Annotated in this window: 26 protein-coding genes and 1 pseudogene; 22 read left to right on the top strand and 5 right to left on the bottom strand. The window is 34.6% G+C overall.

Annotation, left to right across the window (positions count from 1 at the left end; translation table 11 throughout):
* Window positions 1-25: 25 nt before the first annotated feature.
* A complete protein-coding gene (gene rlmH, locus A7A78_RS02245; protein WP_068760791.1) occupies window positions 26-499 on the bottom strand; it encodes a 23S rRNA (pseudouridine(1915)-N(3))-methyltransferase RlmH in 474 nt (157 codons plus the stop codon).
* Window positions 500-605: 106 nt separating this feature from the next.
* On the opposite strand from rlmH, the gene nadC reads away from it, so the two are divergent.
* The 4 genes from nadC (at window position 606) to priA (ending at window position 5,363) form a co-directional block, all read left to right on the top strand.
* On the top strand, window positions 606-1,466 hold the full coding sequence (gene nadC, locus A7A78_RS02240; protein WP_068760790.1) for a carboxylating nicotinate-nucleotide diphosphorylase: 861 nt from the start codon (window positions 606-608) through the stop codon (window positions 1,464-1,466).
* Window positions 1,463-2,383, top strand: coding sequence for a YihY/virulence factor BrkB family protein (locus tag A7A78_RS02235; RefSeq protein ID WP_068760789.1), 921 nt, complete (start codon window positions 1,463-1,465; stop codon window positions 2,381-2,383). Before nadC ends, A7A78_RS02235 begins: the two co-directional genes overlap by 4 nt.
* A 16-nt stretch (window positions 2,384-2,399) precedes the next feature.
* Window positions 2,400-2,828 carry a DUF2147 domain-containing protein gene (locus tag A7A78_RS02230; protein ID WP_068760788.1) on the top strand — a complete coding sequence of 143 codons (429 nt, stop codon included), beginning with the start codon at window positions 2,400-2,402 and terminating at the stop codon, window positions 2,826-2,828.
* Between the two features lie 84 nt (window positions 2,829-2,912).
* The gene (priA, locus tag A7A78_RS02225; protein WP_068760787.1) at window positions 2,913-5,363 is read left to right on the top strand and encodes a replication restart helicase PriA; all 2,451 of its coding nucleotides are present in this window, start codon (window positions 2,913-2,915) and stop codon (window positions 5,361-5,363) included.
* On the opposite strand, the gene A7A78_RS02220 is transcribed toward priA, so the two are convergent.
* Window positions 5,360-6,070 (bottom strand): LytR/AlgR family response regulator transcription factor, encoded by a 711-nt coding sequence (locus tag A7A78_RS02220; RefSeq protein WP_207489311.1) that lies wholly within the window; start codon window positions 6,068-6,070, stop codon window positions 5,360-5,362. The genes priA and A7A78_RS02220 overlap by 4 nt on opposite strands.
* 211 nt (window positions 6,071-6,281) lie before the next feature.
* On the opposite strand from A7A78_RS02220, the gene rpsF reads away from it, so the two are divergent.
* The 4 genes from rpsF to A7A78_RS02200 all read left to right on the top strand — a co-directional run bounded on the left by rpsF (window position 6,282) and on the right by A7A78_RS02200 (window position 8,024).
* Complete coding sequence (rpsF, locus tag A7A78_RS02215; RefSeq protein ID WP_068760786.1) at window positions 6,282-6,620, top strand: 30S ribosomal protein S6; 339 nt, start codon at window positions 6,282-6,284, stop codon at window positions 6,618-6,620.
* Window positions 6,621-6,623: 3 nt separating this feature from the next.
* Window positions 6,624-6,920 (top strand): 30S ribosomal protein S18, encoded by a 297-nt coding sequence (gene rpsR / locus A7A78_RS02210; RefSeq protein WP_068760785.1) that lies wholly within the window; start codon window positions 6,624-6,626, stop codon window positions 6,918-6,920.
* A gap of 15 nt (window positions 6,921-6,935) precedes the next feature.
* Complete coding sequence (gene rplI, locus A7A78_RS02205; RefSeq protein WP_068760784.1) at window positions 6,936-7,469, top strand: 50S ribosomal protein L9; 534 nt, start codon at window positions 6,936-6,938, stop codon at window positions 7,467-7,469.
* An 81-nt stretch (window positions 7,470-7,550) separates the two neighbouring features.
* Window positions 7,551-8,024 carry a DUF6495 family protein gene (locus A7A78_RS02200; RefSeq protein WP_068760783.1) on the top strand — a complete coding sequence of 158 codons (474 nt, stop codon included), beginning with the start codon at window positions 7,551-7,553 and terminating at the stop codon, window positions 8,022-8,024.
* 177 nt (window positions 8,025-8,201) lie between these two features.
* Here A7A78_RS02200 and A7A78_RS02195 read toward each other — a convergent pair whose 3' ends face one another.
* On the bottom strand, window positions 8,202-9,443 hold the full coding sequence (locus A7A78_RS02195; protein WP_068760782.1) for an ABC transporter permease: 1,242 nt from the start codon (window positions 9,441-9,443) through the stop codon (window positions 8,202-8,204).
* 148 nt (window positions 9,444-9,591) lie between these two features.
* Here A7A78_RS02195 and hisS point away from each other — a divergent pair, with 148 nt between their 5' ends.
* Window positions 9,592-10,971, top strand: coding sequence for a histidine--tRNA ligase (gene hisS / locus A7A78_RS02190; protein ID WP_068760781.1), 1,380 nt, complete (start codon window positions 9,592-9,594; stop codon window positions 10,969-10,971).
* Window positions 10,972-10,980: 9 nt separating this feature from the next.
* On the opposite strand, the gene A7A78_RS15055 is transcribed toward hisS, so the two are convergent.
* Both A7A78_RS15055 and A7A78_RS02185 read right to left on the bottom strand, forming a co-directional pair.
* A complete protein-coding gene (locus A7A78_RS15055; RefSeq protein WP_165593536.1) occupies window positions 10,981-11,127 on the bottom strand; it encodes a hypothetical protein in 147 nt (48 codons plus the stop codon).
* Window positions 11,124-11,726 carry a hypothetical protein gene (locus tag A7A78_RS02185; RefSeq protein WP_131811086.1) on the bottom strand — a complete coding sequence of 201 codons (603 nt, stop codon included), beginning with the start codon at window positions 11,724-11,726 and terminating at the stop codon, window positions 11,124-11,126. Before A7A78_RS02185 ends, A7A78_RS15055 begins: the two co-directional genes overlap by 4 nt.
* 673 nt (window positions 11,727-12,399) lie before the next feature.
* Between A7A78_RS02185 and A7A78_RS15355 the strand changes: the two are divergent.
* The 13 genes and pseudogenes from A7A78_RS15355 to A7A78_RS02120 form a co-directional block, all read left to right on the top strand.
* Window positions 12,400-12,633 (top strand): annotated as a pseudogene (locus A7A78_RS15355) (phage integrase N-terminal SAM-like domain-containing protein); the annotation flags it as partial.
* On the top strand, window positions 12,634-13,242 hold the full coding sequence (locus A7A78_RS02180; RefSeq protein WP_242649240.1) for a tyrosine-type recombinase/integrase: 609 nt from the start codon (window positions 12,634-12,636) through the stop codon (window positions 13,240-13,242).
* A 36-nt stretch (window positions 13,243-13,278) separates the two neighbouring features.
* Window positions 13,279-13,590 carry a DUF7660 family protein gene (locus tag A7A78_RS02175; protein ID WP_094746001.1) on the top strand — a complete coding sequence of 104 codons (312 nt, stop codon included), beginning with the start codon at window positions 13,279-13,281 and terminating at the stop codon, window positions 13,588-13,590.
* Window positions 13,591-13,907: 317 nt separating this feature from the next.
* Complete coding sequence (locus tag A7A78_RS02165; RefSeq protein WP_068760777.1) at window positions 13,908-14,375, top strand: hypothetical protein; 468 nt, start codon at window positions 13,908-13,910, stop codon at window positions 14,373-14,375.
* Between the two features lie 11 nt (window positions 14,376-14,386).
* Complete coding sequence (locus A7A78_RS02160; protein ID WP_068760775.1) at window positions 14,387-14,578, top strand: hypothetical protein; 192 nt, start codon at window positions 14,387-14,389, stop codon at window positions 14,576-14,578.
* Window positions 14,579-14,584: 6 nt separating this feature from the next.
* Complete coding sequence (locus A7A78_RS02155; RefSeq protein ID WP_068760773.1) at window positions 14,585-16,996, top strand: AAA family ATPase; 2,412 nt, start codon at window positions 14,585-14,587, stop codon at window positions 16,994-16,996.
* A 279-nt stretch (window positions 16,997-17,275) separates the two neighbouring features.
* Complete coding sequence (locus A7A78_RS02150; RefSeq protein ID WP_068760772.1) at window positions 17,276-17,815, top strand: GNAT family N-acetyltransferase; 540 nt, start codon at window positions 17,276-17,278, stop codon at window positions 17,813-17,815.
* A gap of 279 nt (window positions 17,816-18,094) precedes the next feature.
* On the top strand, window positions 18,095-18,385 hold the full coding sequence (locus tag A7A78_RS02145; protein WP_068760770.1) for a helix-turn-helix domain-containing protein: 291 nt from the start codon (window positions 18,095-18,097) through the stop codon (window positions 18,383-18,385).
* Between the two features lie 3 nt (window positions 18,386-18,388).
* The gene (locus A7A78_RS02140; RefSeq protein ID WP_068760768.1) at window positions 18,389-19,447 is read left to right on the top strand and encodes a DNA methyltransferase; all 1,059 of its coding nucleotides are present in this window, start codon (window positions 18,389-18,391) and stop codon (window positions 19,445-19,447) included.
* Window positions 19,440-20,252, top strand: coding sequence for a DNA-methyltransferase (locus tag A7A78_RS02135; protein WP_094746000.1), 813 nt, complete (start codon window positions 19,440-19,442; stop codon window positions 20,250-20,252). Before A7A78_RS02140 ends, A7A78_RS02135 begins: the two co-directional genes overlap by 8 nt.
* Window positions 20,253-20,265: 13 nt before the next feature.
* Window positions 20,266-21,522: a hypothetical protein gene (locus tag A7A78_RS02130; protein ID WP_068760766.1), complete on the top strand. Its 1,257-nt coding sequence runs from the start codon at window positions 20,266-20,268 to the stop codon at window positions 21,520-21,522.
* A gap of 255 nt (window positions 21,523-21,777) precedes the next feature.
* On the top strand, window positions 21,778-22,233 hold the full coding sequence (locus tag A7A78_RS02125; RefSeq protein WP_068760764.1) for a hypothetical protein: 456 nt from the start codon (window positions 21,778-21,780) through the stop codon (window positions 22,231-22,233).
* A 157-nt stretch (window positions 22,234-22,390) separates the two neighbouring features.
* Window positions 22,391-23,083: a hypothetical protein gene (locus A7A78_RS02120; RefSeq protein WP_068760762.1), complete on the top strand. Its 693-nt coding sequence runs from the start codon at window positions 22,391-22,393 to the stop codon at window positions 23,081-23,083.
* Window positions 23,084-23,106: the final 23 nt, after the last annotated feature.

The raw sequence follows: 23,106 nt of genomic DNA, 5'->3' as shown, positions 1-23,106 counted from the left end.
TTCGCTCTTCGCTTTTCGCTAATTCCTATCGATGATGATACGGTTCATTCCGAAGAATAGTAAACCCACGATAGAGTTGCTCAATAAAGAAAAGCCGAACCATTTGGTGCGAAAAGGTCATGGAAGAAAGCGATACCTTCCCGTTGGCACGTTCATAAACCGCCTCACTAAATCCATAAGGCCCACCAATAACGAAGATGAGGTTCTTCAACCCACTATTCATCTTTTTCTGAAGAAACTCCGCAAACCCTTCCGAAGTATATGTTTTTCCTTTTTCATCTAAAAGGATTAAAACATCGGCGGTAGTGGTTCGTTTCAAAATTTCTTCCCCTTCGGCTTGTTTTTGAAGTGCTTCGGAAAGATTTTTAGCATTCTTTACATCGGGAATTACCTCCATTTCAAACGAAACATAAAATCCCAGCCGCTTGGTGTAGTCATCCATTAGGGTTTGCAGTTGGTTATTGTCGGTTTTACCTATTGCGAGCAGCGTAATTTTCATTTCAAATTTTTCAGAAGTTAAAAATACAAAGATAAAAGTTGCTACTTCCTTCTTCCCACTTCGTCCTTCAAACTTTTTAAAGTATTTTAGCTAAAATTTCCTTGCTATGATTTCTGAAAAACAATTTAACAAAGAAATAGACATCATCATTGCCAACGCCATTCGCGAAGACGTAGGTGATGGCGACCACAGCTCTCTGGCCTGCATTCCCGAGGATGCAAGGGGCACTGCAAAACTTTTGGTAAAAGACGAAGGCATCATTGCCGGAATAGAATTCGCACGAGAGGTTTTTGAATATGTTGACCCAGGACTTGAGTTGGACATTAAAATAGAAGACGGCAGCCCAGTAAAATATGGCGATGTGTGTTTTTACGTTTCCGGACTTTCACAATCCATTTTGAAATCGGAGCGATTGGTTTTGAACGCGATGCAGCGAATGAGCGCAATTGCCACCAAAACCAACGAATATGTAAAACTGCTGGAAGGCACCAATACCAAAATTCTAGACACCCGAAAAACAACTCCCGGAATTCGCGCTTTGGAAAAGTGGGCGGTAAAAATTGGGGGCGGGGAGAACCACCGTTTTGCGCTTTATGATATGGTGATGCTTAAGGACAACCATATAGATTTCTGCGGAGGAATAACGAAAGCGATTGAAAAAACAAAGCGCTATTTGGAAAACAACCACCTCGATTTAAAAATAATCGTTGAAGCCAGAAACCTTTCTGAAATTGAAGAAATATTGCAGTCCGAAGGTGTTTACAGAATCTTGATAGACAATTTTAATTATGAAGATACCAGCAAGGCTGTAAAACTTATCAACGGAAAATGTTTAACAGAATCCAGCGGTGGCATTACTTTGGAAACCGCTCGAAAATATGCCGAATGCGGTGTGGATTATATTTCCAGTGGCGCTTTGACGCATTCCGTTTACAATATGGACCTTAGTCTAAAAGCCGTTAAATGAGTAAAAAAAAGGAAAAGGAAGTAAACATTCCGGTCATTCGTGATTTGGTGCGGCTAAGTAAAAAAATAAAACTTCCAGGTCTTGGGGAGTTTTCGCTTTACCATTTGCTGGACATTTATGGCACTGGAATCCTAAAGGGATCTTTTTCGCCCCGTGCCAGTTCCATTGCTTACAGCTTTTTTTTGGCGCTCTTTCCTTTTTTGTTGTTCTTGCTTAACCTGATTCCATACATACCTATAGACGGTTTCCAAACGCGTTTTTTAATATTTATGGAAGCCTTATTGCCTGCACAAACCACACAGTTCTTCTATCCAGTAATTGCGGATATTGCGGTAAACCCACGCGCAGGATTGATTTCCATAGTGTTTTTTCTGTCAATTTTTTTATCTGCCAATGGCGTTAATGCAATTTTCAGCGCTTTTGAACACTCGTTTCACGTAAACATAAACCGTAGTTTTTTTAGGCAGTATCTTGTAGCCCTAGTAGTTTCAATCTTCTTGGCATTGTTGTTGTTAACTTCTGTTGGGGTTATATTATATGGTGAATATATAATCGCTGATCTCCGTTCCAGGGCTTATATTGAAAATGATGTTTTCTGGATTTCGTTCTTTCAGTTTATTGTTTTTATACTAATGATCTATGTGGTTATTGCCACATTGTATTATTTCGGAACAAAGGAAGGCAGGACCTCGCGTTTCTTTTCTATAGGTGCATTGACTACCACAGTACTTTTTGTGTTGACAACTTACTTTTTTGGGGTTTATATTAATAACTTTTCAAATTATAATGAGTTATACGGTTCCATTGGTGCACTTTTGATTCTGATGTTATATATTTGGATAAATGCAAACCTATTGCTGCTGGGTTTTGAACTGAACATTTCAATAAGGCGGCTAAAAGAAAAAATTAAACGTTAAACCTAATTTTTAAACTATGAAAAAAATACTTTTAACTATCTCCCTTGTTGCCTTAACGGTCATGACGGCTGTCGCGCAGGATGTAACCGGAAAATGGAAAACCATTGATGACGAAACAGGCGAGGCAAAATCAATTGTTGAAATCTATAAGCAAAACGGAAAGATCTACGGAAAAGTGATAGAAATACTCGATCCAACAAAACGAGATCTAACCTGTGTTGAATGTTCTGGCAGTGATAAGAATAAGCCAATTATGGGACTTGTAATCATTAAAGGTCTTGAAAAAGATGGCGATGAATATAACGACGGAACCATTACAGATCCCAATAATGGAAAGGTTTACAAATGCTATATTGAACTTGACGGCGCCAACAAATTGGACGTCCGTGGCTATATTGGTTTCTCTCTTTTGGGAAGAACACAAACCTGGACGCGCGTTAACTAAAAAACTTTAAAAACAGTATCTTTAGGCCACCAATTTCGGTGGCCTTTTTTATTCATAAAACAGTAACCCAATAACTTTTTCAGAGTGTATTTTATAGACGTCATTCTTCCCATTCCGCTAAAGCAAACATTTACATATAGCGTGAATAAAGACGAAGCTGCCTTTCTAAAACAAGGAATGCGGGTGGCTATTCCCTTTGGAAAATCTAAGGTCTATACGGGAATTGTATATCAAGTTCACGATCAGCCGCCGGTGGGTTATGAAACAAAAAGCATTGACCATATTCTTGATGAAGAACCAATCCTCACTGCATTTCAATTGAAGCATTGGGAGTGGCTGGCTGGATATTATATGTGTTCTTTGGGTGAAGTAATAAAGGCTGCGCTCCCAAGCGCCTTTTTGTTGGAAAGCGAAACCATCATCAAGCTTTCTTCACGAAATTTTCAGGACGAAGCATCTTTAAGCGATGACGAATTTGTTTTATATGAAGCTTTGCAACATCAATCTTCGTTGCATATTAATGATGCCCGTTCCATTTTGGACAGAAAGAATGTTGTTTCTGTTATTCAGAAATTACTCGATAAAAATATTATTGAAGTTGAGGAAACCGTTTATGAACAGTATGTTCCCAAGCTGAAACGCTACATAAAACTCTCACAGAAATACACTTCCGAAGAAAAGCTTCGCGAACTTTTAGATTCGTTAAACCGTGCACCAAAACAACGCGATGTATTGATGAATCTTTTCATGTTGAATAGCCAAACCAAAAAGCCAATTAGTTCCACAGCGCTTCAAAAGAAAAGCGAAGCTTCGACCGCGACGCTGAAATCGCTTATTGATAAAGGCATTTTGGAAGAATATTTTATTCAGCACGATCGTGTGGAATTTTCCGGCGAAATTTCTTCAGAAATAAAAACCTTGAACGAAGCACAAAAAAAAGCGTATAGCGAAATAAAAACATCTTTTGAAACAAATGATGTGGTGTTGCTTCACGGCGTTACCTCCAGCGGAAAAACTGAAATTTACGTTCGGCTTATTGAAGAAGTGATCAATTCAGGAAAGCAAGTTTTGTATATGCTTCCCGAGATTGCTTTGACCACACAATTGATTAGTCGTCTTCAGAAATATTTTGGCGAAAAGATTTCGGTCTATCACTCAAAGTTTTCAGTAAACGAAAGGGTTGAGGTTTGGAACAATGTACTTGCCGAAAAACCGAAAGCGCAAGTTGTTATTGGTGCGCGCTCTTCTTTATTTCTTCCTTTTAAAAATCTCGGATTTATAATTGTTGACGAAGAGCACGAGCCAAGTTTTAAGCAATACAGCCCAGCGCCGCGCTATAATGCCCGCGACAGCGCCATTGTTTTGGCAAATCTTCAAAAAGCGAAATTGTTGATGGGTTCCGCAACGCCTTCCTTGGAAAGTTATCACAACGCAAAGTCTGGAAAATTCGGGTTGGTTACATTAAAAAAGCGCTTCGGAAATGTTTTGATGCCAGAAATTGAATTGGTTGATATAAAAGAGAAAACCCGCAAAAAGCAAATGACGGGCCATTTCAGCGATCGTTTGCTGGAAGAAATGCACGAGGTTTTGAAAAATGGTGAGCAGGTAATTCTTTTTCAAAACAGAAGAGGTTTTTCGCCCGTTGTGGAATGCACTACTTGCGGGGTTTCACCACAATGCCCAAACTGTGATGTTAGTTTGACCTTTCATCAACATAAAAACCAGTTGCGTTGCCATTATTGCGGTTATCATATGGCGATGATGCAAAGTTGCATCGCCTGCGGAAGTGAGACTTTGGATACAAAAGGGTTCGGAACCGAACAGATTGAAACGGAATTGAAAACGTTGTTTCCAAATCATAAAGTCGCTCGAATGGACCAAGACACAACCAAAGGAAAACATTCGTATTCAAAATTGATTGAGGCTTTGGAAAATGAGGAAATCGACATTTTGGTAGGCACACAAATGCTCGCCAAAGGTTTGGACTTCAGAAATATAAGTTTGGTTGGCGTGATGAACGCTGACAATCTATTAAATTTTCCAGATTTTAGGGCGCATGAGCGCAGTTTTCAATTGTTGCAGCAAGTTTCGGGTAGGGCAGGGCGAACCCAGAAACGGGGTAAGGTTTTGATACAGACTTACAATCCATATCATCAAATTCTGAAGCAAGTTAGCGTGAACGATTATGAAGCAATGTATAAAGAGCAACTTGAAGAACGCTACAATTATAAATATCCACCATTTTACAGAACGATAAAAATTGTTTTTAAGGATAAAAATTTAGGGCGTGTTCAAAAAGCTTCAGCCTGGTTTGGGCAGGCTTTGGAAATGCAATTCAAGGAAAATGTTTTAGGGCCAGAACCCCCACCAATTGGGAGAATTAAAAATAAATACATCATCAATCTACTTATCAAAATTCCAAAAAATCAATCTTTGGAAAAGACGAAAAAATACATAGAGAATGTGCAACGCAGTTTCAACTCCATTAAGGAATTTTCAAGCGTTCGCGTAAATATTGATGTAGATAATTATTAATTCTGAGTAGCGGCCAAAGCTTCAACTAGGTCAGATTTTCTGTTTCGGCTCAAAGGCAGCTTGTCTTTGTCCAATTCAATAGTCTTGCTGTTATAGCGCTGTACTTTGTCCAAATTCACAATATAAGATTTGTGGATTCTGAGAAAACGCTCATTCGGCAATAATGATTGAAATGCTTTCATCGTAGAAAGTACAACCAGAGAGTCGTGCTCGGTTACAAGTTTCACATAATCACCTAAAGCTTCAATATAGCGAAGTTCGTTCAAGAAAACCTTTCTCTTTTTTAGATTGCTTTTTACGAAGATAAAATCCTCATCGTCAAAACCTTCTTCATTTTTAAGCTTGTAGTTAGTGATTGCTTTGTGAACGGCATTCAAAAAACGATCTTTCGCAATGGGTTTACGAAGGTAATCCACGGCATCATAATCAAATGCTTTGAAAGCGTACTTGGTTTTTCCGGTAACAAAAATAACTTGGGGTTTTCTTTGAATATCGTCCAAAAGATCAAATCCGGAAAGAATGGGCATTTCTATATCCAGAAAAATCAGGTCTATTTCAATAGAAGCGAGACCCATTTTGGCCTCAATAGCATTTTTATACTCCCCAACAAGTTCAAGTGATGGGTGCATTTGGATGAGCTTCACTATGGAAAGCCTTTGCAGTGTAGAATCATCTACAATTGCACATTTAAGTATTGTTTTTTCCACAATAGTAGGTTTTGCGTAAGGCAATAATATGCAAATAATCGATGAAATGCAACTTTTTTTAACTTTAATCGAAAAAAATATACACTTCGTCTAAAATGTACATTTTTCACATCTATCTTGGTTTCGGTTTGATTATAAGAAATAAAGTATTATTTTTGCACCCTCTTGGCAGAAAGCCAAAAGTTTAATCATTAATTTTAATAGATTTTTTATGAATCATTACGAAACTGTTTTCATCTTAAATCCCGTTTTATCTGAAGATCAGATAAAGGAAACAGTAAAGAAATATGAAGATCTTCTTGTTTCTAAAGGTGCTAAGATGATATCCAAAGAAAATTGGGGCTTGAAAAAACTTGCTTATCCAATCCAGAACAAAAAAAGTGGGTTTTATCACCTATTTGAGTACACCGTTGAAGGTGAGACCGTAAACGAACTTGAAACTGAATTCAAAAGGGACGAGCGTTTTATGCGTTACCTTACAGTGAGCCTTGACAAGCATGCAATTGCTTGGGCAGAAAAAAGAAGAAACCGCGATAAAAAATCAGCATAAGTTATGGCAACGTTACAACAACAAGCAAAAGGAAAAAAAGACGGAGAGATCAGATATCTTACTCCTCTTAATATAGATACCAACAAAACTAAAAAATACTGTCGTTTCAAAAGATCCGGTATTAAGTATGTTGACTACAAAGACCCAGATTTCTTATTGAAATTTGTAAATGAGCAAGGTAAAATTCTTCCAAGAAGACTTACAGGAACTTCTTTGAAGTACCAAAGAAAAGTAGCCGTAGCTGTTAAAAGAGCACGCCATTTGGCACTTATGCCTTACGTAGCCGATTTATTAAAATAAAAACCAGAGAATATTATGGAACTTATATTAAAGAAAGACGTAGAAAATCTGGGATTTGCAGATGATCTTGTAAGCGTGAAAAACGGTTACGGAAGAAACTTTTTGATTCCACAGGGGCATGCAGTACTTGCAACTCCTTCGGCTAAAAAAGTATTGGCTGAAACTTTGAAGCAACGCGCTTTCAAAGAAAAGAAAGTAGTTGACGAAGCTAAAACACAAGCTGAGAAACTTAATGGACTTGAAATTAAAATCACTGCCAAAACTGGCGAAGGTGATAAATTGTTTGGTTCGGTAACTAATGGTGATCTTGCAGAAGCTCTTGAAAAAGAAGGTGTTTCTATAGAGAAGAAGTATATTGTTGTTGCCGGTGGTGCTGTTAAGCGTACTGGTCAATATGATGCTACTATCCGTTTCCACAGAGATGTGGTAACCAACTTCACTTTTGAAGTGGTTGCTGAAGCTAAGCCAGAGGTTAAAAAACCTAAAGCTGAAGCTAAACCAGAACCGCAACCAGAAGTTAAATCGGAAGAAACATCCGAAGAAAACTAATAAAAGCAATTAATTATTATAAAAACCTTTCCCGTTTTGGGGAAGGTTTTTTTATTTTATTTTTTTAAATCGATATCTAAAATGAAATACGCCAGATTAACCAAAGAACAGTTTGAAGAACTGCACCAAGAGTTTATAAATTTTTTAGCCACACAATCCATCACCGCTGATGAATGGAAGAAGCTTAAAATTGAAAAGCCAGAAGTTGCTGAGCAGGAACTTGATATTTTCAGTGACCTTATTTGGGAAGGGGTTTTGGGCAAAGTGAAATATTTGGAGCATATTTCGCCCAAGCAATTGATGCTTTTTCATGTTACAGATGCTTTTATTGAGCTGATTGCAATAAAGGTAGAAGCTGAAAATATTGATATTACAAATGAATATGGATACAAATGGCTTCAGCAAAACCTGCACGATGATGCGGTTAGTCTTTACACTTCCACCAAAGCTATAAAGGACGATCGCAACAAAGATATTTTTGTGTTGATCCAGCAAGGTTCAGTAATTACAAAAGGGGAACTTTATAAATACTTTGCTGATTTGTTGGGAGAATAGTCTTAAAAAACAAATCCCAAGCACCAAATTCCAAATTCCAAATAACCACGAAATTACAAGATTTCAAATCTCAGAAAATTGATGAAAACCTAGGGTAATTTTTTTACTTGAAAATTATTTTTTGTGAATTGAGATTTATTTGGAATTTGGAATTTGTGATTTGGAATTTCTTTTCCATTATTCATAACGCAAACTTTCAATAGGATCCAGCCTTGCGGCTTTTGAAGCTGGATAAGAACCTGCAATCACTGCCACGATAAAAGTTATAATGGTCGCCCAAATTATGGCTGCCCAAGGCAAGGTAAAATCGAACTTGAAGATTTTCGCGAAACCATAACCTGTAAGTACTCCAAGTATAATTCCCAAAACGCTCCCGAATTGGCCAATTACAATAGTTTCCATAAAAAACTGTGTGGAAATTGTGGAGCGTTTTGCGCCCAACGCTTTGCGAACGCCAATTTCACGTGTGCGTTCAGTAACTGATACAAGCATAATATTCATCAAAGCTATGGAAGAGCCAAGAATGGTAATGATGCTGATAATCCACGCGGCTATTTCCAAATATTTTGTGATAGAAGCAATCCGGTTTATCAAATCGTCACTGCGCTCAATCCCGAAATTATTCGCTTCCACGGGATTTAAACCTCGTATATTTCTGAACGTGATAATGGCTTCGTCCTGCGCTGCTTCCATCATTTGTTTGTCGTCAACTTTTACGCTAATGTTGTAATTTATATTTGGCGCTGTATAAATTCCCCGGGCAACTTGCACTGGAATCAGCACTTTTAAATCCTGGTTGTTTCCAAAAGTGGAACCTTTGGATTCCAGCACTCCAATAATTTTGAACTTTACCCCGCGAATGCTTATGGTTTTATTGATAGGATCATCATTTTCAAAGAGATTTTTAAGAAAATCCGCTCCAATGACACAAACTTTATTGTTGTTTTGAATATCGAAAATGGTAAAATTTCTACCCGTATCTATTTCGGTTCCGGTATTTTCAAGATAATTTTCATTCACGCCGTAAACCTGTACTTCGGGATCGGTTTTTTCTGAACCGTAGCGCACTTCCGCGGCGTTTGTTCCCTGAAAGGAAAGAGAGGTTTTTGTATATGGAAATTCATATTTGTCCAAAAACTCACGAACATTGTTGTAACTAATAATAGGATTGATCTTTTCCCGTTCGCCACTTCGGTTGCTTTGTACCGAAAATTCATATTGCTGAATATTGAAAGTATTGGCGCCCATAGAGGCAAAATTCCCAGAAATAGTCGTTTCCAAAGCTTTTACAGCACTCAAAATGCCCACGAGCGCCCAAATGCCAATCCCAATAATTACAATGGTTAGAATGGTTCTTAGCAACTGACTTTTAATGGAATCCAGCGCAATTCGAACATTTTCCCAGAAAAGTGAAAACATATTTTTAGTTTGTGTTTCTCGTTAGACTGCAAATGCAGGATAAAGTTACATAATTAGTACAAAGCATATAATGATTACAACAATCTTATTGTGGCAAACTTCATTATTATTTAGGATATTTGCGAAGTAAAAATTAAAACATAAAATCTTGTCTAAAAAACCATCCATTCCTAAAGGCACCCGCGATTTTAACCCGGAAGAAGTTTCCAGACGCAATTATATTTTTAATGTAATTAAGGAAACGTTTTCATTGTATGGTTTTCAGCCTATTGAAACACCGTCTTTTGAAAATAGTGAAACTTTGATGGGAAAGTATGGCGAAGAGGGAGATCGATTGATTTTTAAAATTTTGAATAGTGGGGATTATTTGTCAAAGGTTGACGAAAAATTATATTTAGAAAAGGATAGTAACAAAATCACTTCAACTATATCTGAAAAAGCACTTCGCTATGATTTGACAGTTCCTTTTGCACGCTATGTTGTGCAACACCAAAACGAAATAACCTTTCCTTTTAAACGCTACCAAATTCAACCCGTTTGGCGCGCAGATAGACCACAAAAAGGTCGTTTCCGTGAGTTTTTTCAATGTGATGCAGATGTTGTGGGTTCTACTTCGCTTTGGCAGGAAGTGGAATTTGTACAATTGTATGATGCAGTATTCAGCAAACTCGGTTTAAAAGGAGTAACAATAAAAATAAATAACCGAAAAATATTGAGCGGTATTGCAGAAACAATTGGCGCGGAAGACAAGCTGATAGATTTTACCGTGGCGCTGGACAAGCTCGATAAAATAGGGGAAGAAGGCGTTAAAAAAGAAATGCGCGAAAAAGGTATTTCAGAAGATGCTTTGCAAAAACTACAGCCGTTGTTTTCATTTGATGGTAATAACATTGAAAAAATAAATTCTCTCAAGGGATTGCTTCTTTCCTCACAATTGGGAATGCATGGCGTGGAAGAGCTGGAATTTATAACCAATAATATTGAAACGCTTGGTTTACAAACGGCTTCGATGCAGATTGACGTTACACTTGCCCGCGGATTGAATTATTATACAGGCGCCATTTTTGAGGTTTCCGCGCCAGCGGAAGTGAATATGGGAAGCATTGGCGGCGGTGGTAGGTATGACGATCTTACGGGAATTTTTGGATTAAAGGATATGAGCGGTGTTGGTATTTCTTTTGGTTTGGACCGGATTTATTTGGTGCTGGAAGAATTGAATCTTTTCCCAAAAACTGTTTCAGAAAACAGCAAAGCACTTTTTATAAATTTTGGAGAGATAGAAGCTTTATATGCTATGCAAGCAATAACAAAACTTCGCAAAATTGGGATTAAAGCCGAGTTATATCCCGATGCTACAAAAATGGGCAAACAAATGGGGTATGCGGATAAAAGGAATATTCCGTTTACCATTTTGGCCGGTAAAAAGGAAATGGAATCGCAGACATACACGCTGAAAAATATGAAAAGCGGTGAGCAACAAGAAGTTAGTTTAGCCGCGCTGCAACAGGTTTTAAAAGCCGAAAATTAAAAAGACAAATCAATCAAAATTTAATTGGTTGAAATCTTCAGAGGTTTCAGACTTCTTGGCTTGCAAAATTCTTTCTTCCACCTCTAATCTTGCGGCTTCAGAGAGCATTCCAGAAATACATAGCTTTGTTAGGTTTTTTAATGTTTCACTATTCATTCTTCCCCAATTTCGTTAATAATCTTTTCATAGGAAATAACATAGTCGATCTGTTTTTCCTCTGAAACGTGTTTGCGGGGAGTTTCAAGAATAATAAAATCAAAAAGTTTTGAGATTATATTTTTAAGGCGTTCTTCAGTTGTAAGTATAGCTTTGTGCGCCAGATTTGCAATTAAAGTTAAAATGACTGCTATAGTTAGGATTATTGCATAATAGGTATAAATTGAAAAATCATACATAGGTGCAAAGGTGTAGACCATAAAGAAAAAGCCAATCAACAAAAATGTATTTGAAATATATTCAAATGTTTTTTTGAAATCTTCAACAATAATGTTTTTTGCAAATTTTATAATCAAACCAGAACTAATAGCCATTAATGGAAGGCTAATTGAAAACATAAAAGAAGACATATATGCGAAACCAAATATGCCTTCTTTATCTTCTGTTAAATATAAAACATGTAGAAATGGCGATAGTACGGCCACCACACATAAAAATATTAAATAAAAATTAATTCCCTTGCTCCAGGTGGTCTGGAATCCCATTACAGTTTCTGTCGCTTGGGGGGCAAACTTTTTCTTTGTCGATTGATTGCTCATCACTAATTTGGTTTTCTGGAGTACAACTGATTGCAACACTTGCTAGCATTAAAAATGCGATAAAATAATTTTTCATAATATAGGTTTTAAGAGTTCAACAGTAAAATTAAACTTTTAAAAACCTGTATTAAAGTGCTGCTCAATAAGTTATTAACTTATTCTTAACAAATGTAAGAATAATCGCCATATCTGCAAGCTTTTTTTTAAAAATAGGAAGAATAAAAAAAACCCTTCATAAATGAAGGGTTTTTGTAGCGAGAGCGAGACTTGAACTCGCGACCTCCGGGTTATGAACTCCAAAATCTGTCTGTAATTAGTAGATTCTAGAGGCTTGATACCCTATATTTTTAGGAATGTGTTCAAAAACGTGTTCAGCTTCGTGTTCATTCAATTAATACTTATTTGTAATGCAATATATAAAAATATTTCCGCGTTGAAATGAAGTTGCAACCTATCTAAAGTCAATTTTAATTAAATAAAAAGTCCCTTAGATTTGTGAAATTATGATGGGAATAAAATAATAGTTGCTTAAACATAAGTTATGAATTGCACCCTCCTTATTTAAGTTTAAATAGTTGTAAACGTTTATTATTTTTTTAAATAATTGTAAACGACTATAAATAATTAAATGAAGTTATTAGAAAAATAGCCTACTATATTGCACATTACTATTATGGATTTTTCTGCTATACAACGGTTATTGGAACGTAAAAACTATTCGCCGAACACCCAGCGAACGTATAGAAGTTATCTTGCTATGTTCTCTGATTACTGTTTGTTACAAGCCGTAGAAACCTCTTTACATGAAAGTGGTGAGGCATTTATAACCTCCTTAATACACCGAGGATATACCATAAGCAGTCAAAACCAAGCTATAAATGCCATTAAATTTTACTGGGAGCATATTTTGGGACAAGATCGTAGTTATTTAAATGTTGTACGCCCACGCAAAGAAAAGCGTTTGCCCACGGTGCTATCGCAGGCTGAAGTTGTGCGTATTTTTAATGCTATTGAAAACCGTAAGCATCTAGCCATTTTACAAACCCTATATGCATGTGGATTACGCATTGGGGAAGTTATTAGTTTACAGATAAAGGACATTGATAGTGACCGTATGTGCATTAGTGTAAGGCGTGGGAAAGGTTTTAAAGACCGTACGGTACCCTTGCCAGACGAGTTGTTGCAACTATTGCGAAAATATTATAAACAGTATCGGCCTTCGATCTATTTATTTGAAGGACAACAAGCCAATGATTCTTTAAAATCTGTTCCCTATTCCCCTACAAGTATTCGGCGTGTTTTATATCGTGCCGTAAAAAAGGCAGGAATACATAAAAAAGTGACCCCACACACTTTGCGCCATAGCTATGCTACACATCTTTATGAATATGGTGTAAATCTAAGAAGTATACAGGTTCTTTTGGGACATGGCAGTAGTAAGACTACCGAAATCTACACACATGTAAGCAATCACCATATTACAAATACTCCAAGCCCATTGAGTTTTTTAAAATAAATTGTACTTTGGTCAAAGACATGTGAAATAAACTGCATGTTGATATATACTAGTTGTGTGGCATTTGAAAAGACCAAAATGAACCTAACTGAATTACTAGAAAAAGTAAACTCGAAAAAAACTTTCTTTGAATTTGTCGCAGCATTAAAAAAGGACAAGGAAGACGAAGACAATAAAGAGAAGGTAAATCCAACTTCTCCGTATTCAAGTGGAGTCAACGGCTGGGAAAATGAAACTATTCCTGACTTTCTTGACTCTATTCACGCATACGGACAAGACAATGAAGACATAGATCTAGATTGGAAAAGTTTTGCACTCTTACTCTATTCAGGAAAGTTTTACGAATGACAAAAAAGGAAAGAAATAAAAAAACGCCACACAACAATACCTAAAGACTAATGCGGCCATTTCGTCTTCGGCAGACACAAACGCGGTTGACGATGACGATCTCGTTTCTTTTGGGACTTGCGAGAAACCGCACTAGCTTTAGCCAGAACGTTGTGCTTCATTATGGAAACCAGCCGCACAAACAGCACTTTTGGTTTTTTCCGACACGAAAGCCAACGCTAAAAAAACCAAAAGAGCTATTTTTTGCCAACGCTCTAATGAAATTGAGGAAAACCGTAATCGAATAAATTGAAAATGAAATAAATTAGTAGAATGGAATGATTAACGAAAAGCCGACTGAATTAAAAATATTTTTTGACCAACCAAAAACCTTTGAATTACAGAACATAAAACCTTTGATGGGTCTCGCAGGATTATATTTTATTTTCTCTGAAAAAACTTCAATTCAATATCCTATTCTAAAATCACGATTGTTATACATTGGTATGAGTGAGAAGAAAACCAACAGTATTGGAAGTAGATTAACTGGACATTTTGACGGAAAAAGTAAAAACCTTGGATTAGTAAATTATAGGAAAAGAGAACAGCTATTTTTTACACATATAAATTTTGAAATGCTTCGCAATTTTTGGTCACATAGAATTGAAGACCTAGAAAGCTATTTCATACTCGATTTTGTAGAAAAATATGGAGTATATCCAATTTGCAACAATAAATCGGGTTACGAAATATTAAATAAAAAACTAAAAGCCAATTTTATTATTGATTGGCAATATTTTGATTAAAAACCTGAAATATGGATAACCAAATAAAAAGCGGAAAAGACGTAATTGACGAATTTTTTGCAGAAATATTAAATGTTGAAGGAACTGACGAAAGTACAGTTAACAAATTGATTGAATTATATGGCGACAACAAATTTACTGATAGCAATATTCAAAATGCATTAGAAGAATTAAAACAAGAAGCCATTAAGCCTAAAAAATAAAAGAAGATGGCGAAAATTAAAACAATCAAAATAAACGGCTTAAGAGGAGTTAGAGAACCATTAACTCTTGACTTGGATAAAAAATCAATTTTAGTTTACGGAGATAATGGAACTGGAAAAAGTTCTGTAACCGATTCTTTTGAATGGTTTTTTTATGATAAAATTGAACATTTATCAAACGAAGAAATTGGAAGAAGAAAAGGTCGTGACGCTTTGCGTAACATTTTTATTCCGGAAACAGAAGATAGTTTTATCGAACTAACTTTTGATGAAAATAAACTAGATTCTAAAAAGTCCATAGATAACTCATTAAAAACCTTTAATTCCAATGAAACTGATGATTTCAAAAAATTTATTGCATCATCTTTTTCTGAAAGATTAATACTTCGCTATCGTGATTTAGTTCAATTTATTATTGCTGGGAAAACAGATAAACTAAAAGAGTTACAAAACATAATTGGTTTTTCAGATGTACAGAATATTAGAGATTTGCTCAAAAGAAACGGAGCAAGAATCGCACGAAACATTAAGTCTGCTAATTATGACAATCTTAAAAATGTACAGCAAAGTACGATACTTGAAAATCTAGGTCAAAATGCTTACACAGATGAGCAATTATTTGACGGAGCAAATAAATTGATAAAACCTCTAAAATTAGGAATTGAAATCAAATCTCGTCAAGATATAAATACTGTCCTTAAAAAAATTGAGAGTAAAGAAGATTCCGAACTTTTAAATCAAATTAACTTTTACACAAAAGTTAAAGAGTCAGTAGCACAAATCGAAGGAAATGTAGATAACATTAATAATAGTTACAGTACTTTTTACGATTCTTTTAACGCCTTAAAAAAAGACCCAGAAAAGGTTAAAAACTTACAACTTCTTTCATTATTACAAGAAGGCAAATCAGTACTAACAAAAGATGTTGTCGAAAACGATTACTGTCCACTTTGCCAACAAGAGAAAAGTAAAATTGACCTTTTACAAGATTTAAACTTTAGAATTGAAGAACTAGAATTACTCAATAAGGAAAAGGAAAAAGTAGATAATAATTCTAAAGACCTTCAAAATACAATTAAACCAAATATTAGTGCTATTGAAGGCTTATTGACAGAAAAACTTTTCGAGAAAGAAGATTACAAAAAATTAAAAGAAACAGTTGAGAAAATTCAAAACTCTCTGAATAACCACCTTGACGAATCAAAAAAAGAATTAACAGAAAAATTATCGGACAAAGAAGAAATAAAGTTTGTCAAAAAAGAAATTGAAGAGTTAACAAGCGAATTGGTTAAGACAATTAAAAAGTTAACTGAAAGTAAAGAAGCTAACCTCAAATTTAAAACATATACAAAGCTATTTCAATCAGCAAAAGCTTATGTGGAATATCTGAAAATAGAAAAAGAACAAAGTGTTTTAGCTAATCAACAAGCAACATTTGAACTGCTTTATGAAGATTTCATTAAAAGACAAGAAGAAGCACTCAATGTGTTTTTAACAATGTTTTCTAATGACATAAACGATTTTTATACAACAATGAATCCCAACGAAAAGGTTGAGGATATAAAGTTGGTTCCATTAAAAAAGAATGATGAACTTGTTGGAATTACAATTGAATACAGCTTCTTCAACGAAACCCATACACCGCCAATTGCCTATTTGAGTGAAAGCCACATCAACTGTTTAGGCCTTTCATTCTTTCTTGCTTCTGTAAGAGCATTTAACAAGGAAAGTAAATTTTTCGTATTAGATGATGTGATTTCTAGTTTTGACCGTTCGCACAGATATAGATTTGCTCAATTATTAACAACAAAGTTTTCTGACTTTCAAGTAATTCTTTTAACTCACGAAAAAGAATTTTTTGAGTTAGTATCGAGTGAAGTAAAAAGCAAAGGTTGGATTCTTAATAACTTTAAATGGACAAAAGATAATGGAACTGGAATTGAGAGAGGAATTGCTGATATTAAAGATAGAATTAAAAAGAAAATAGAAGACAAAAATACTGATGGACTAGGAAACGATATTCGTGTTTATGCAGAAAGAGTAATGAAAAGAGTAGCTCTAGAAATAGAAGCAAAAGTAGCCTACAGGAATAATGACATAAATGAAAAAAGAATGGCACCTGAACTTTTAGATGCCGTACAAAGTAAGTTGACAAAAGCAAGTAAAGAACTAAAAGAGAAAGCCGATATTCCGAAAATCAAAGGAATGCCTATGTTTATTGGAAATACGACTTCGCACGACAATAGCTTCCAAGAAAGTATTGAGGATTTAGAAGCAATTTGGGAAGATGTTAAAGGCTTAATCCATAATTTTTATTGTTCAGACTGTGATAAATTTCTTTCTTTAAAATTTTACGATAATGTTGAGAATAAAATTAGATGTGGTTGCGGAAATTTAAAATTTGACTGGAAAAAATAAAATAGCCAACGCTTAAAGCCATACACATTTGCAATTCGCTTCAGCCGAAACACAAGCCAAAAATTGCAAAAGAGTATGTCTTTGCCAACGCTAGCAAGTTTGCGGAAAAATAACGAAAGCACAACAACGTATATAAAAAATAGCGGTTTTAGTGCTTAACCAAAAGATAAATAATAAAATAAAGGTCAGTTATAAACCGAAAAGTTAGTGCATAAAATCCGCTACTTTTCATATACAAGACCGTTGGCAACAAGCTGAAAAAAAACGCACAATGATTAAATGAAAATCAGAAAAGTAAATATTAAAGACATTGAAAAACTCAAAGAAATCGGAAAACTGACTTTTGCCGAAACTTTTTCTTCCGAGAACAGTGAAGATAATATGAGAGAATATTTGGAAAACGGATTTTCAACCGAAAAACTGACTACGGAACTGACCGACCAAAACGCTGAATTTTACTTTGCGGAACTTGACGAAAAAACAATCGGATATTTAAAAATAAACATTGGACAGTCACAAACCGAAATAAAGGACAAAAACGCACTTGAAATTGAACGAATATACGTGCTAAAGGAATTTCACGGAAAAAAAGTTGGACAAATACTTTACGACAAGGCGATTGAATTGGCCAAAGAGAAAAATGTGGAATATGTTTGGTTGGGAGTTTGGGAGCAAAACCCGAGAGCAATTCGATTTTATGAAAAAAATGGATTTGTAGCGTTTGACAAACACGTTTTTAAACTCGGAAACGATGAACAAACGGACATAATGATGAAACTCAATCTGAATGAAAAAAAGCCAGTTGCCAACAATGTATAAAAATAATTGCTCAATTTTGGGCTTAACCAAAGGTCGTTGCAAGTTTACTACGTCTGATTTTCCTGCGGAAAATCCTCGCACGTAAACCCGCAACTATTCTTATACTAACCGTTGTGTTTCATACTGCCAGCCGCATATTTTAGCACTTTCGGCTTTTTTTCCAACGCACAATTCCAACGCTAAAAAACCAAAAGAGCTAAAATTTCCCAACGCTCGAATCAAATTTCCAATAATATTTATTACATTTGACCAATATTAGTCAAGTCTAAATTTGGTAAAATGACTCTTGGGCAGAAAATAAAGGAATTAAGAGAATCAAATGGAATGTTTCAAAGGCAACTTGCTTCAATACTTGAAATCGGAGATGGTTTTTTAAGTAAAGTTGAAAGTGACCAGAAGCCTTTAAAACGAGAACACTTAAAAACAATTAGTAAAACTTTCAATTGTTCGTTTTCGGAATTAGAAGCTTTGTGGATTGGCTCAAAGGTTTATGACATAGTTAAAGACGAAAAAGAAGGAATGAACGCCTTAAAAGTTGCAGAAGAACAAATGAAATACGAGAAGAAATAATTGATGAAATACCAACTATATAAAAAAAATAGAAAAGAAGTTGTTCCTGTTGAGGAAACTAAACTGAACAAACTTGCAAAAACTAAACTGAACGAAATTTTTGAAAAGAGAGTTGAGTTGAGAATACCAAATAGATTTATCGAAGATTGGGAAAAAGTTGCATTATTTCACTCAAAAGGAGATGTTGAGAAAGCCAACGCAATTCTATTTCCTAATGAGAAATCAGCTTTTGCATTGAATAATGGATTAAATGATTTGACAGCAAAAGAATGGTTGCCTGAAACTATAACAGTTTTCAGTCAAAAAGGATTAGGAGCTGGAAATAAAGATGCACAAATAGAAAAACAGCATCCTGCACCTTTTTCATTTCAAGATGTTGGTAGACTTATTCAATTCTTTTCTAAAGAAAATGACAAAGTTCTTGACCCATTTTCTGGTGTTGCTTCAACAGTTAAGGCTTGTGCATTTAATAATAGAATTGGTTATGGAATAGAATTAAATCCTAAATACCACGATTTGGGTTTACAACGTATTGAATTGGAAGTTCCTGATGATTTTCCTTTAAAAACCAAGCAAAATTTAATAAATGGAAATAGTCAGAAAGAAATTAAGAAGTTTAAAAAAAACGAAATAGATTTTATTGCAACAAGCCCACCATATTGGAACATTTTGGAAACTGTTGACCATAAAGGAAAAGAAAGAATTGATAATGATTTAGACCATAAGTATAGTGAGAATAATGAAGATTTGGCAAATATTGAGGATTATGACAAATTCCTTTCAACGCTTGCAAAGTTTTTCAATGACTGTTCAAAACCACTAAAGTCTGGAAAGTATATGTGTGTAATTGTAAGCGACTTTAGAAAAAAAGAGAAATACTACACTTTTCACGCTGATTTAGCAAATGCGTTGGAGAAAAAAGGAAATTTTGTATTAAAAGGAATTAAAATATTATACCAAAGACACAAAAGTATTTATCCTTACGGTTATCCTTTTTCATTCGTTCCGAATATGCACCATCAAAATGTTTTAATATTCCAAAATATCAAAAAAGATGATTGAGACAAATAAAATATATTACGGAGACTGTATTAAGCAAATGCAGAAATTAGAAAATGATTCTATTGATTTAATCATAGCTGACCCACCATACAATTTAAACAAAGATTTTGGAAATTCTTCTGATAATTGGGATGATGTAGATGGATGGATAAAATGGTCAAAAAAGTGGCTTGATGTTGCAATTACAAAATTAAAGCCAACAGGTTCAATTTTCATTTATGGTATACACCATTATTTATGTCATCTTCACGTTTATCTTTATCAAAAGGATTTAAAGTACAGAAGGCAAATAATTTGGCATTATGAAAACAGTTTTTCAGGTTATAAAAATTCGCCTTCGGCAAATTACGAACCTATACTTTGGTTTTCAAAAACTGATGATTACACTTATCATCAAATAAGAGAACCATATAAAAGCACAGAAAGATTAAAAAATAAGATAACCAAAAACGGAAAAGTTTGGACACCACATCCAGATGGTAAACACGCTGGAGATGTATGGAACATTCCTGTTTTAGCAGGTAAAAGATTTGCTAACGAGAAAGTTGACCATCCAACTCAAAAACCATTGGCAATATGCGATAGAATAATTAAACACTTCTCAAATGAAAATGATTTAGTTCTAATTCCTTTTGGTGGTTCTGGGAGTGAATGCGTTAGTGCTGTAAAGAACAACAGAAATTTTATCGCTTTCGAGAAAAATAGAGATTACATTAAAATCGCTAATAATCGATTAAAAGAATTAAATGTCAATAATCAAATTGAGATAAAAATTAACACAAATGGTATATTAGCAGAAATTTAATTTCTGCTAATCAATGAAAAACTTTCCTCATCAATTTAATGACCTTACCAAAATATTTAATGCCTTATTAGCTATAAAACAGCTAATAGATGAGGAAACAGCTCTAAAAGATGAAAATTTTGGGGAACTCTTAACAAGAAACTTAATCTACACATATCGAGATAAAACTTTATCAGTTGACGAATTTCTTGCTTTGGAAGAAGAAAAACCAAAAGCAAATCGAGGTTACTTAACGGTTGCAAGAGACATTAGACGACTATTTGAACTTCTTGGATTTTTAACTGTTTTCGAGAATAAATCTGGAAGCTTAAGTTCACAAGCGATACAGTTACTTGCATCACCAAATGAAGAGATAAAAAGAGAATTATGGAAAAATTCATTTTTACAATTAGGTTTGGAAGGAACAGATGGAGAGATAAGTCATCCCTATAGAATTTTATTAAAACTTGTTCAAGAGAAACCAGGAATAGAGACAAAAAAATTAATGCTTGCTCTCGAAGCTGAAAATGATTCAATTGAAGAATACGAAAGAATTATTGCCCTATCAGAGTTATCATTAGAAGAAATTCTTGAATCCACAGGAACTTCTGAATCGATGGGTAGAAATGCTGTTAAAATTCTTCCCGGAATTGCAGAGCAATTAGGAGATATTGCACGTAGAGGAAACAATGCTTTTCCAATTGGTCGAATAGTTATTACAGAAGATGAAATTTCCACAGAAATACCATCTGATGCAACAAATCCAGAAGGAGTTCCCTATTCACAATATAGACCTGTAACTTCAGGTACAATTGCGGTTGACCCAATTTTTAATACAATTTCTACAGTTAGTATAGATTACACAGAATCAATTAGAATTCGTCAGCAACGTTTGGCAGAACATCAAGAAATCGTAAGACAACTTGGACTGTTCTGCGAAGAAAGAGCATTTGAACTTTATGAAGGAAAGTTTGATTGTTTGTCGACAATTGAAGAAACAGCTTTAGTTTTTGAAATTAAAACTATTTTAAGCTCAATGTCTGACCAAGAAAAACAGACTATTAAAGGAGTTGGACAGCTTAAATACTATAAGTTTTCAATCGTAAACCGACAAATGGAATACGAGGACATTAAAGAGTTCTTGGTCTACTCTCAAAAACCACAAGTCAGTTTAATTGAATTTTGTACAGCAGAAAATATTAAAGTTGTTTGGTTAGAAGAAGGAATATTCAAAATTTACGATTCTGCCTCAAATGAAGATATTGACTTTGAACCATTGGATTTCGTGTAAAAAGCCAACGCTAAAAGCCATACACATTTGCAATTCGCAACAGCCAACACAGAAGCCCAAAATTGCAAAAGAGTATGTCTTTGCCAACGCTACAAACTGAACGGAAAAAAGTACGAAAACACAACAACGTGTATAAATAATAGCGGTTTTAGTGCTTAATCAAAGTTAGTTTTTTATCTTTAAAGTTAAGTCATAAACCGAAAAGAAGGTATTTTAAATCCGCTACTATTCATACACAAGACCGTTGCCCACAATATGGAAAAACTGCCGAACGGAATAACAGGATTTTGGAAAATCGGACAAAAGAGAGTTCCTGAAATCGATAAATTATTGATAGAAAAACTAATTGAAAATTTTGAAAACCATAATGAATTTTGGAATATTAAACTGACTGAACCAAAAGAGGACAATAATTTTTATCTGATTTCATTAAATGACAAAACTGGCTCACATTTAATCGGAATAAACTCTGCTTATCCAATCTTCTGTGGAATAAAAAGTATGTCGGACTGGACAACTGTTGACTTCTATAATTTACCAACCAATATAACCGATGTATTACTTGACGATTTAACAGAATTAAAAACTGAATTTCTAAATCAACCTCTGAAAACTGAAAATTTAATATTGCTCAATGAAGCGGAAATAGAACAAATAAAATATTGGAAAACAGAGAAAATTGGAAATGTAATTTTTAATAAATATGATTAAAATACTGTGGGCAACATCGGCTATAGTTCACTGCTTGGCAGTTTTTCCTTCGGAAAAACCACGCAAACGTGAATGTTGGTGTTTATTTGCTAAATTAGTGCTTAACCGACGCAGCAAACCATAGCCCTAACGTTGCCAGCAATTTGATAATAAACAAATGACAGAAGACCAACCACTATTCTTTTTAAAATTCGGTAGCGAAAAAAATATGACCGATTTTATTGAAAATGGAACTGTTTATTTTAATACGATTGATTATTTTCAAAGACTTGAAGAGCAAGGATTACGCGGAGATAAATATGAGGGAACTACCAAAATTACAAATTACCACGAATACGAGTATCTTAAAGTAACTATTACAATTCCTGAAACTGGAAAGCAAATTCCAATAAATCCTACCAAATTCCATTTACGAGAGTTTTTAAGCGATATAAAAGGTAATCTTTATTCTATTTATTGCATAAGACCAAAAGACATAATTGGAGTTGAGGATTTTAAAGTTGACAAAAGAGTACGGGAATTCGGAACTCATTTTGTATTGATAAAAGATGTTGGAAAATTCATAAATAAAGTTTGTGATGAACTTGAAAAAATAAAAATGGATTTCAGCACCAGACAAGTTGAATATTACGAAAAAGATAAAATAAATGGAGATATAACTTTATTTCACAAAATGAAAGAATTTGAATATCAAAACGAATTCAGGATTGTCTTGTATAACGAAAAAATGGAACCTAAAGTAATAAAGATTGGTAGCTTAAAAGATTATGCGGAAATTTTTCCAGTTGATGCATTGGATACGTTGGAAGTGAAATGGGAACCGAGAAAAACTGCTGGCAACAAAGTATAAAAACAATAGGGCAAGTAGTTGCT

Origin of the sequence: Aequorivita soesokkakensis, assembly GCF_001641085.1 — a bacterium.
Taxonomy (GTDB): domain Bacteria; phylum Bacteroidota; class Bacteroidia; order Flavobacteriales; family Flavobacteriaceae; genus Aequorivita; species Aequorivita soesokkakensis.
Note: the sequence above shows the minus strand (reverse complement) of the source record. Positions and strands in the feature narration are given on the sequence as shown.

Bases quoted from the DNA above. Each gene is read 5' to 3' on its own strand.
- A7A78_RS02200 (WP_068760783.1), top strand. From the start codon at position 7,551: ATGAAATACGCCAGATTAACCAAAGAACAGTTTGAAGAACTGCACCAA.
- A7A78_RS15055 (WP_165593536.1), bottom strand. From the start codon at position 11,127: ATGAATAGTGAAACATTAAAAAACCTAACAAAGCTATGTATTTCTGGA.
- A7A78_RS02130 (WP_068760766.1), top strand. From the start codon at position 20,266: ATGAAAAACTTTCCTCATCAATTTAATGACCTTACCAAAATATTTAAT.
- A7A78_RS02140 (WP_068760768.1), top strand. From the start codon at position 18,389: ATGAAATACCAACTATATAAAAAAAATAGAAAAGAAGTTGTTCCTGTT.
- rplI (WP_068760784.1), top strand. From the start codon at position 6,936: ATGGAACTTATATTAAAGAAAGACGTAGAAAATCTGGGATTTGCAGAT.
- rlmH (WP_068760791.1), bottom strand. From the start codon at position 499: ATGAAAATTACGCTGCTCGCAATAGGTAAAACCGACAATAACCAACTG.
- A7A78_RS02145 (WP_068760770.1), top strand. From the start codon at position 18,095: ATGACTCTTGGGCAGAAAATAAAGGAATTAAGAGAATCAAATGGAATG.
- A7A78_RS02135 (WP_094746000.1), top strand. From the start codon at position 19,440: ATGATTGAGACAAATAAAATATATTACGGAGACTGTATTAAGCAAATG.
- nadC (WP_068760790.1), top strand. From the start codon at position 606: ATGATTTCTGAAAAACAATTTAACAAAGAAATAGACATCATCATTGCC.
- rpsF (WP_068760786.1), top strand. From the start codon at position 6,282: ATGAATCATTACGAAACTGTTTTCATCTTAAATCCCGTTTTATCTGAA.
- A7A78_RS02165 (WP_068760777.1), top strand. From the start codon at position 13,908: ATGATTAACGAAAAGCCGACTGAATTAAAAATATTTTTTGACCAACCA.
- A7A78_RS02150 (WP_068760772.1), top strand. From the start codon at position 17,276: ATGAAAATCAGAAAAGTAAATATTAAAGACATTGAAAAACTCAAAGAA.
- A7A78_RS02175 (WP_094746001.1), top strand. From the start codon at position 13,279: ATGTTGATATATACTAGTTGTGTGGCATTTGAAAAGACCAAAATGAAC.
- A7A78_RS02195 (WP_068760782.1), bottom strand. From the start codon at position 9,443: ATGTTTTCACTTTTCTGGGAAAATGTTCGAATTGCGCTGGATTCCATT.
- A7A78_RS02185 (WP_131811086.1), bottom strand. From the start codon at position 11,726: ATGAGCAATCAATCGACAAAGAAAAAGTTTGCCCCCCAAGCGACAGAA.
- rpsR (WP_068760785.1), top strand. From the start codon at position 6,624: ATGGCAACGTTACAACAACAAGCAAAAGGAAAAAAAGACGGAGAGATC.
- A7A78_RS02230 (WP_068760788.1), top strand. From the start codon at position 2,400: ATGAAAAAAATACTTTTAACTATCTCCCTTGTTGCCTTAACGGTCATG.
- A7A78_RS02120 (WP_068760762.1), top strand. From the start codon at position 22,391: ATGACAGAAGACCAACCACTATTCTTTTTAAAATTCGGTAGCGAAAAA.
- A7A78_RS02155 (WP_068760773.1), top strand. From the start codon at position 14,585: ATGGCGAAAATTAAAACAATCAAAATAAACGGCTTAAGAGGAGTTAGA.
- A7A78_RS02160 (WP_068760775.1), top strand. From the start codon at position 14,387: ATGGATAACCAAATAAAAAGCGGAAAAGACGTAATTGACGAATTTTTT.
- A7A78_RS02235 (WP_068760789.1), top strand. From the start codon at position 1,463: ATGAGTAAAAAAAAGGAAAAGGAAGTAAACATTCCGGTCATTCGTGAT.
- A7A78_RS02125 (WP_068760764.1), top strand. From the start codon at position 21,778: ATGGAAAAACTGCCGAACGGAATAACAGGATTTTGGAAAATCGGACAA.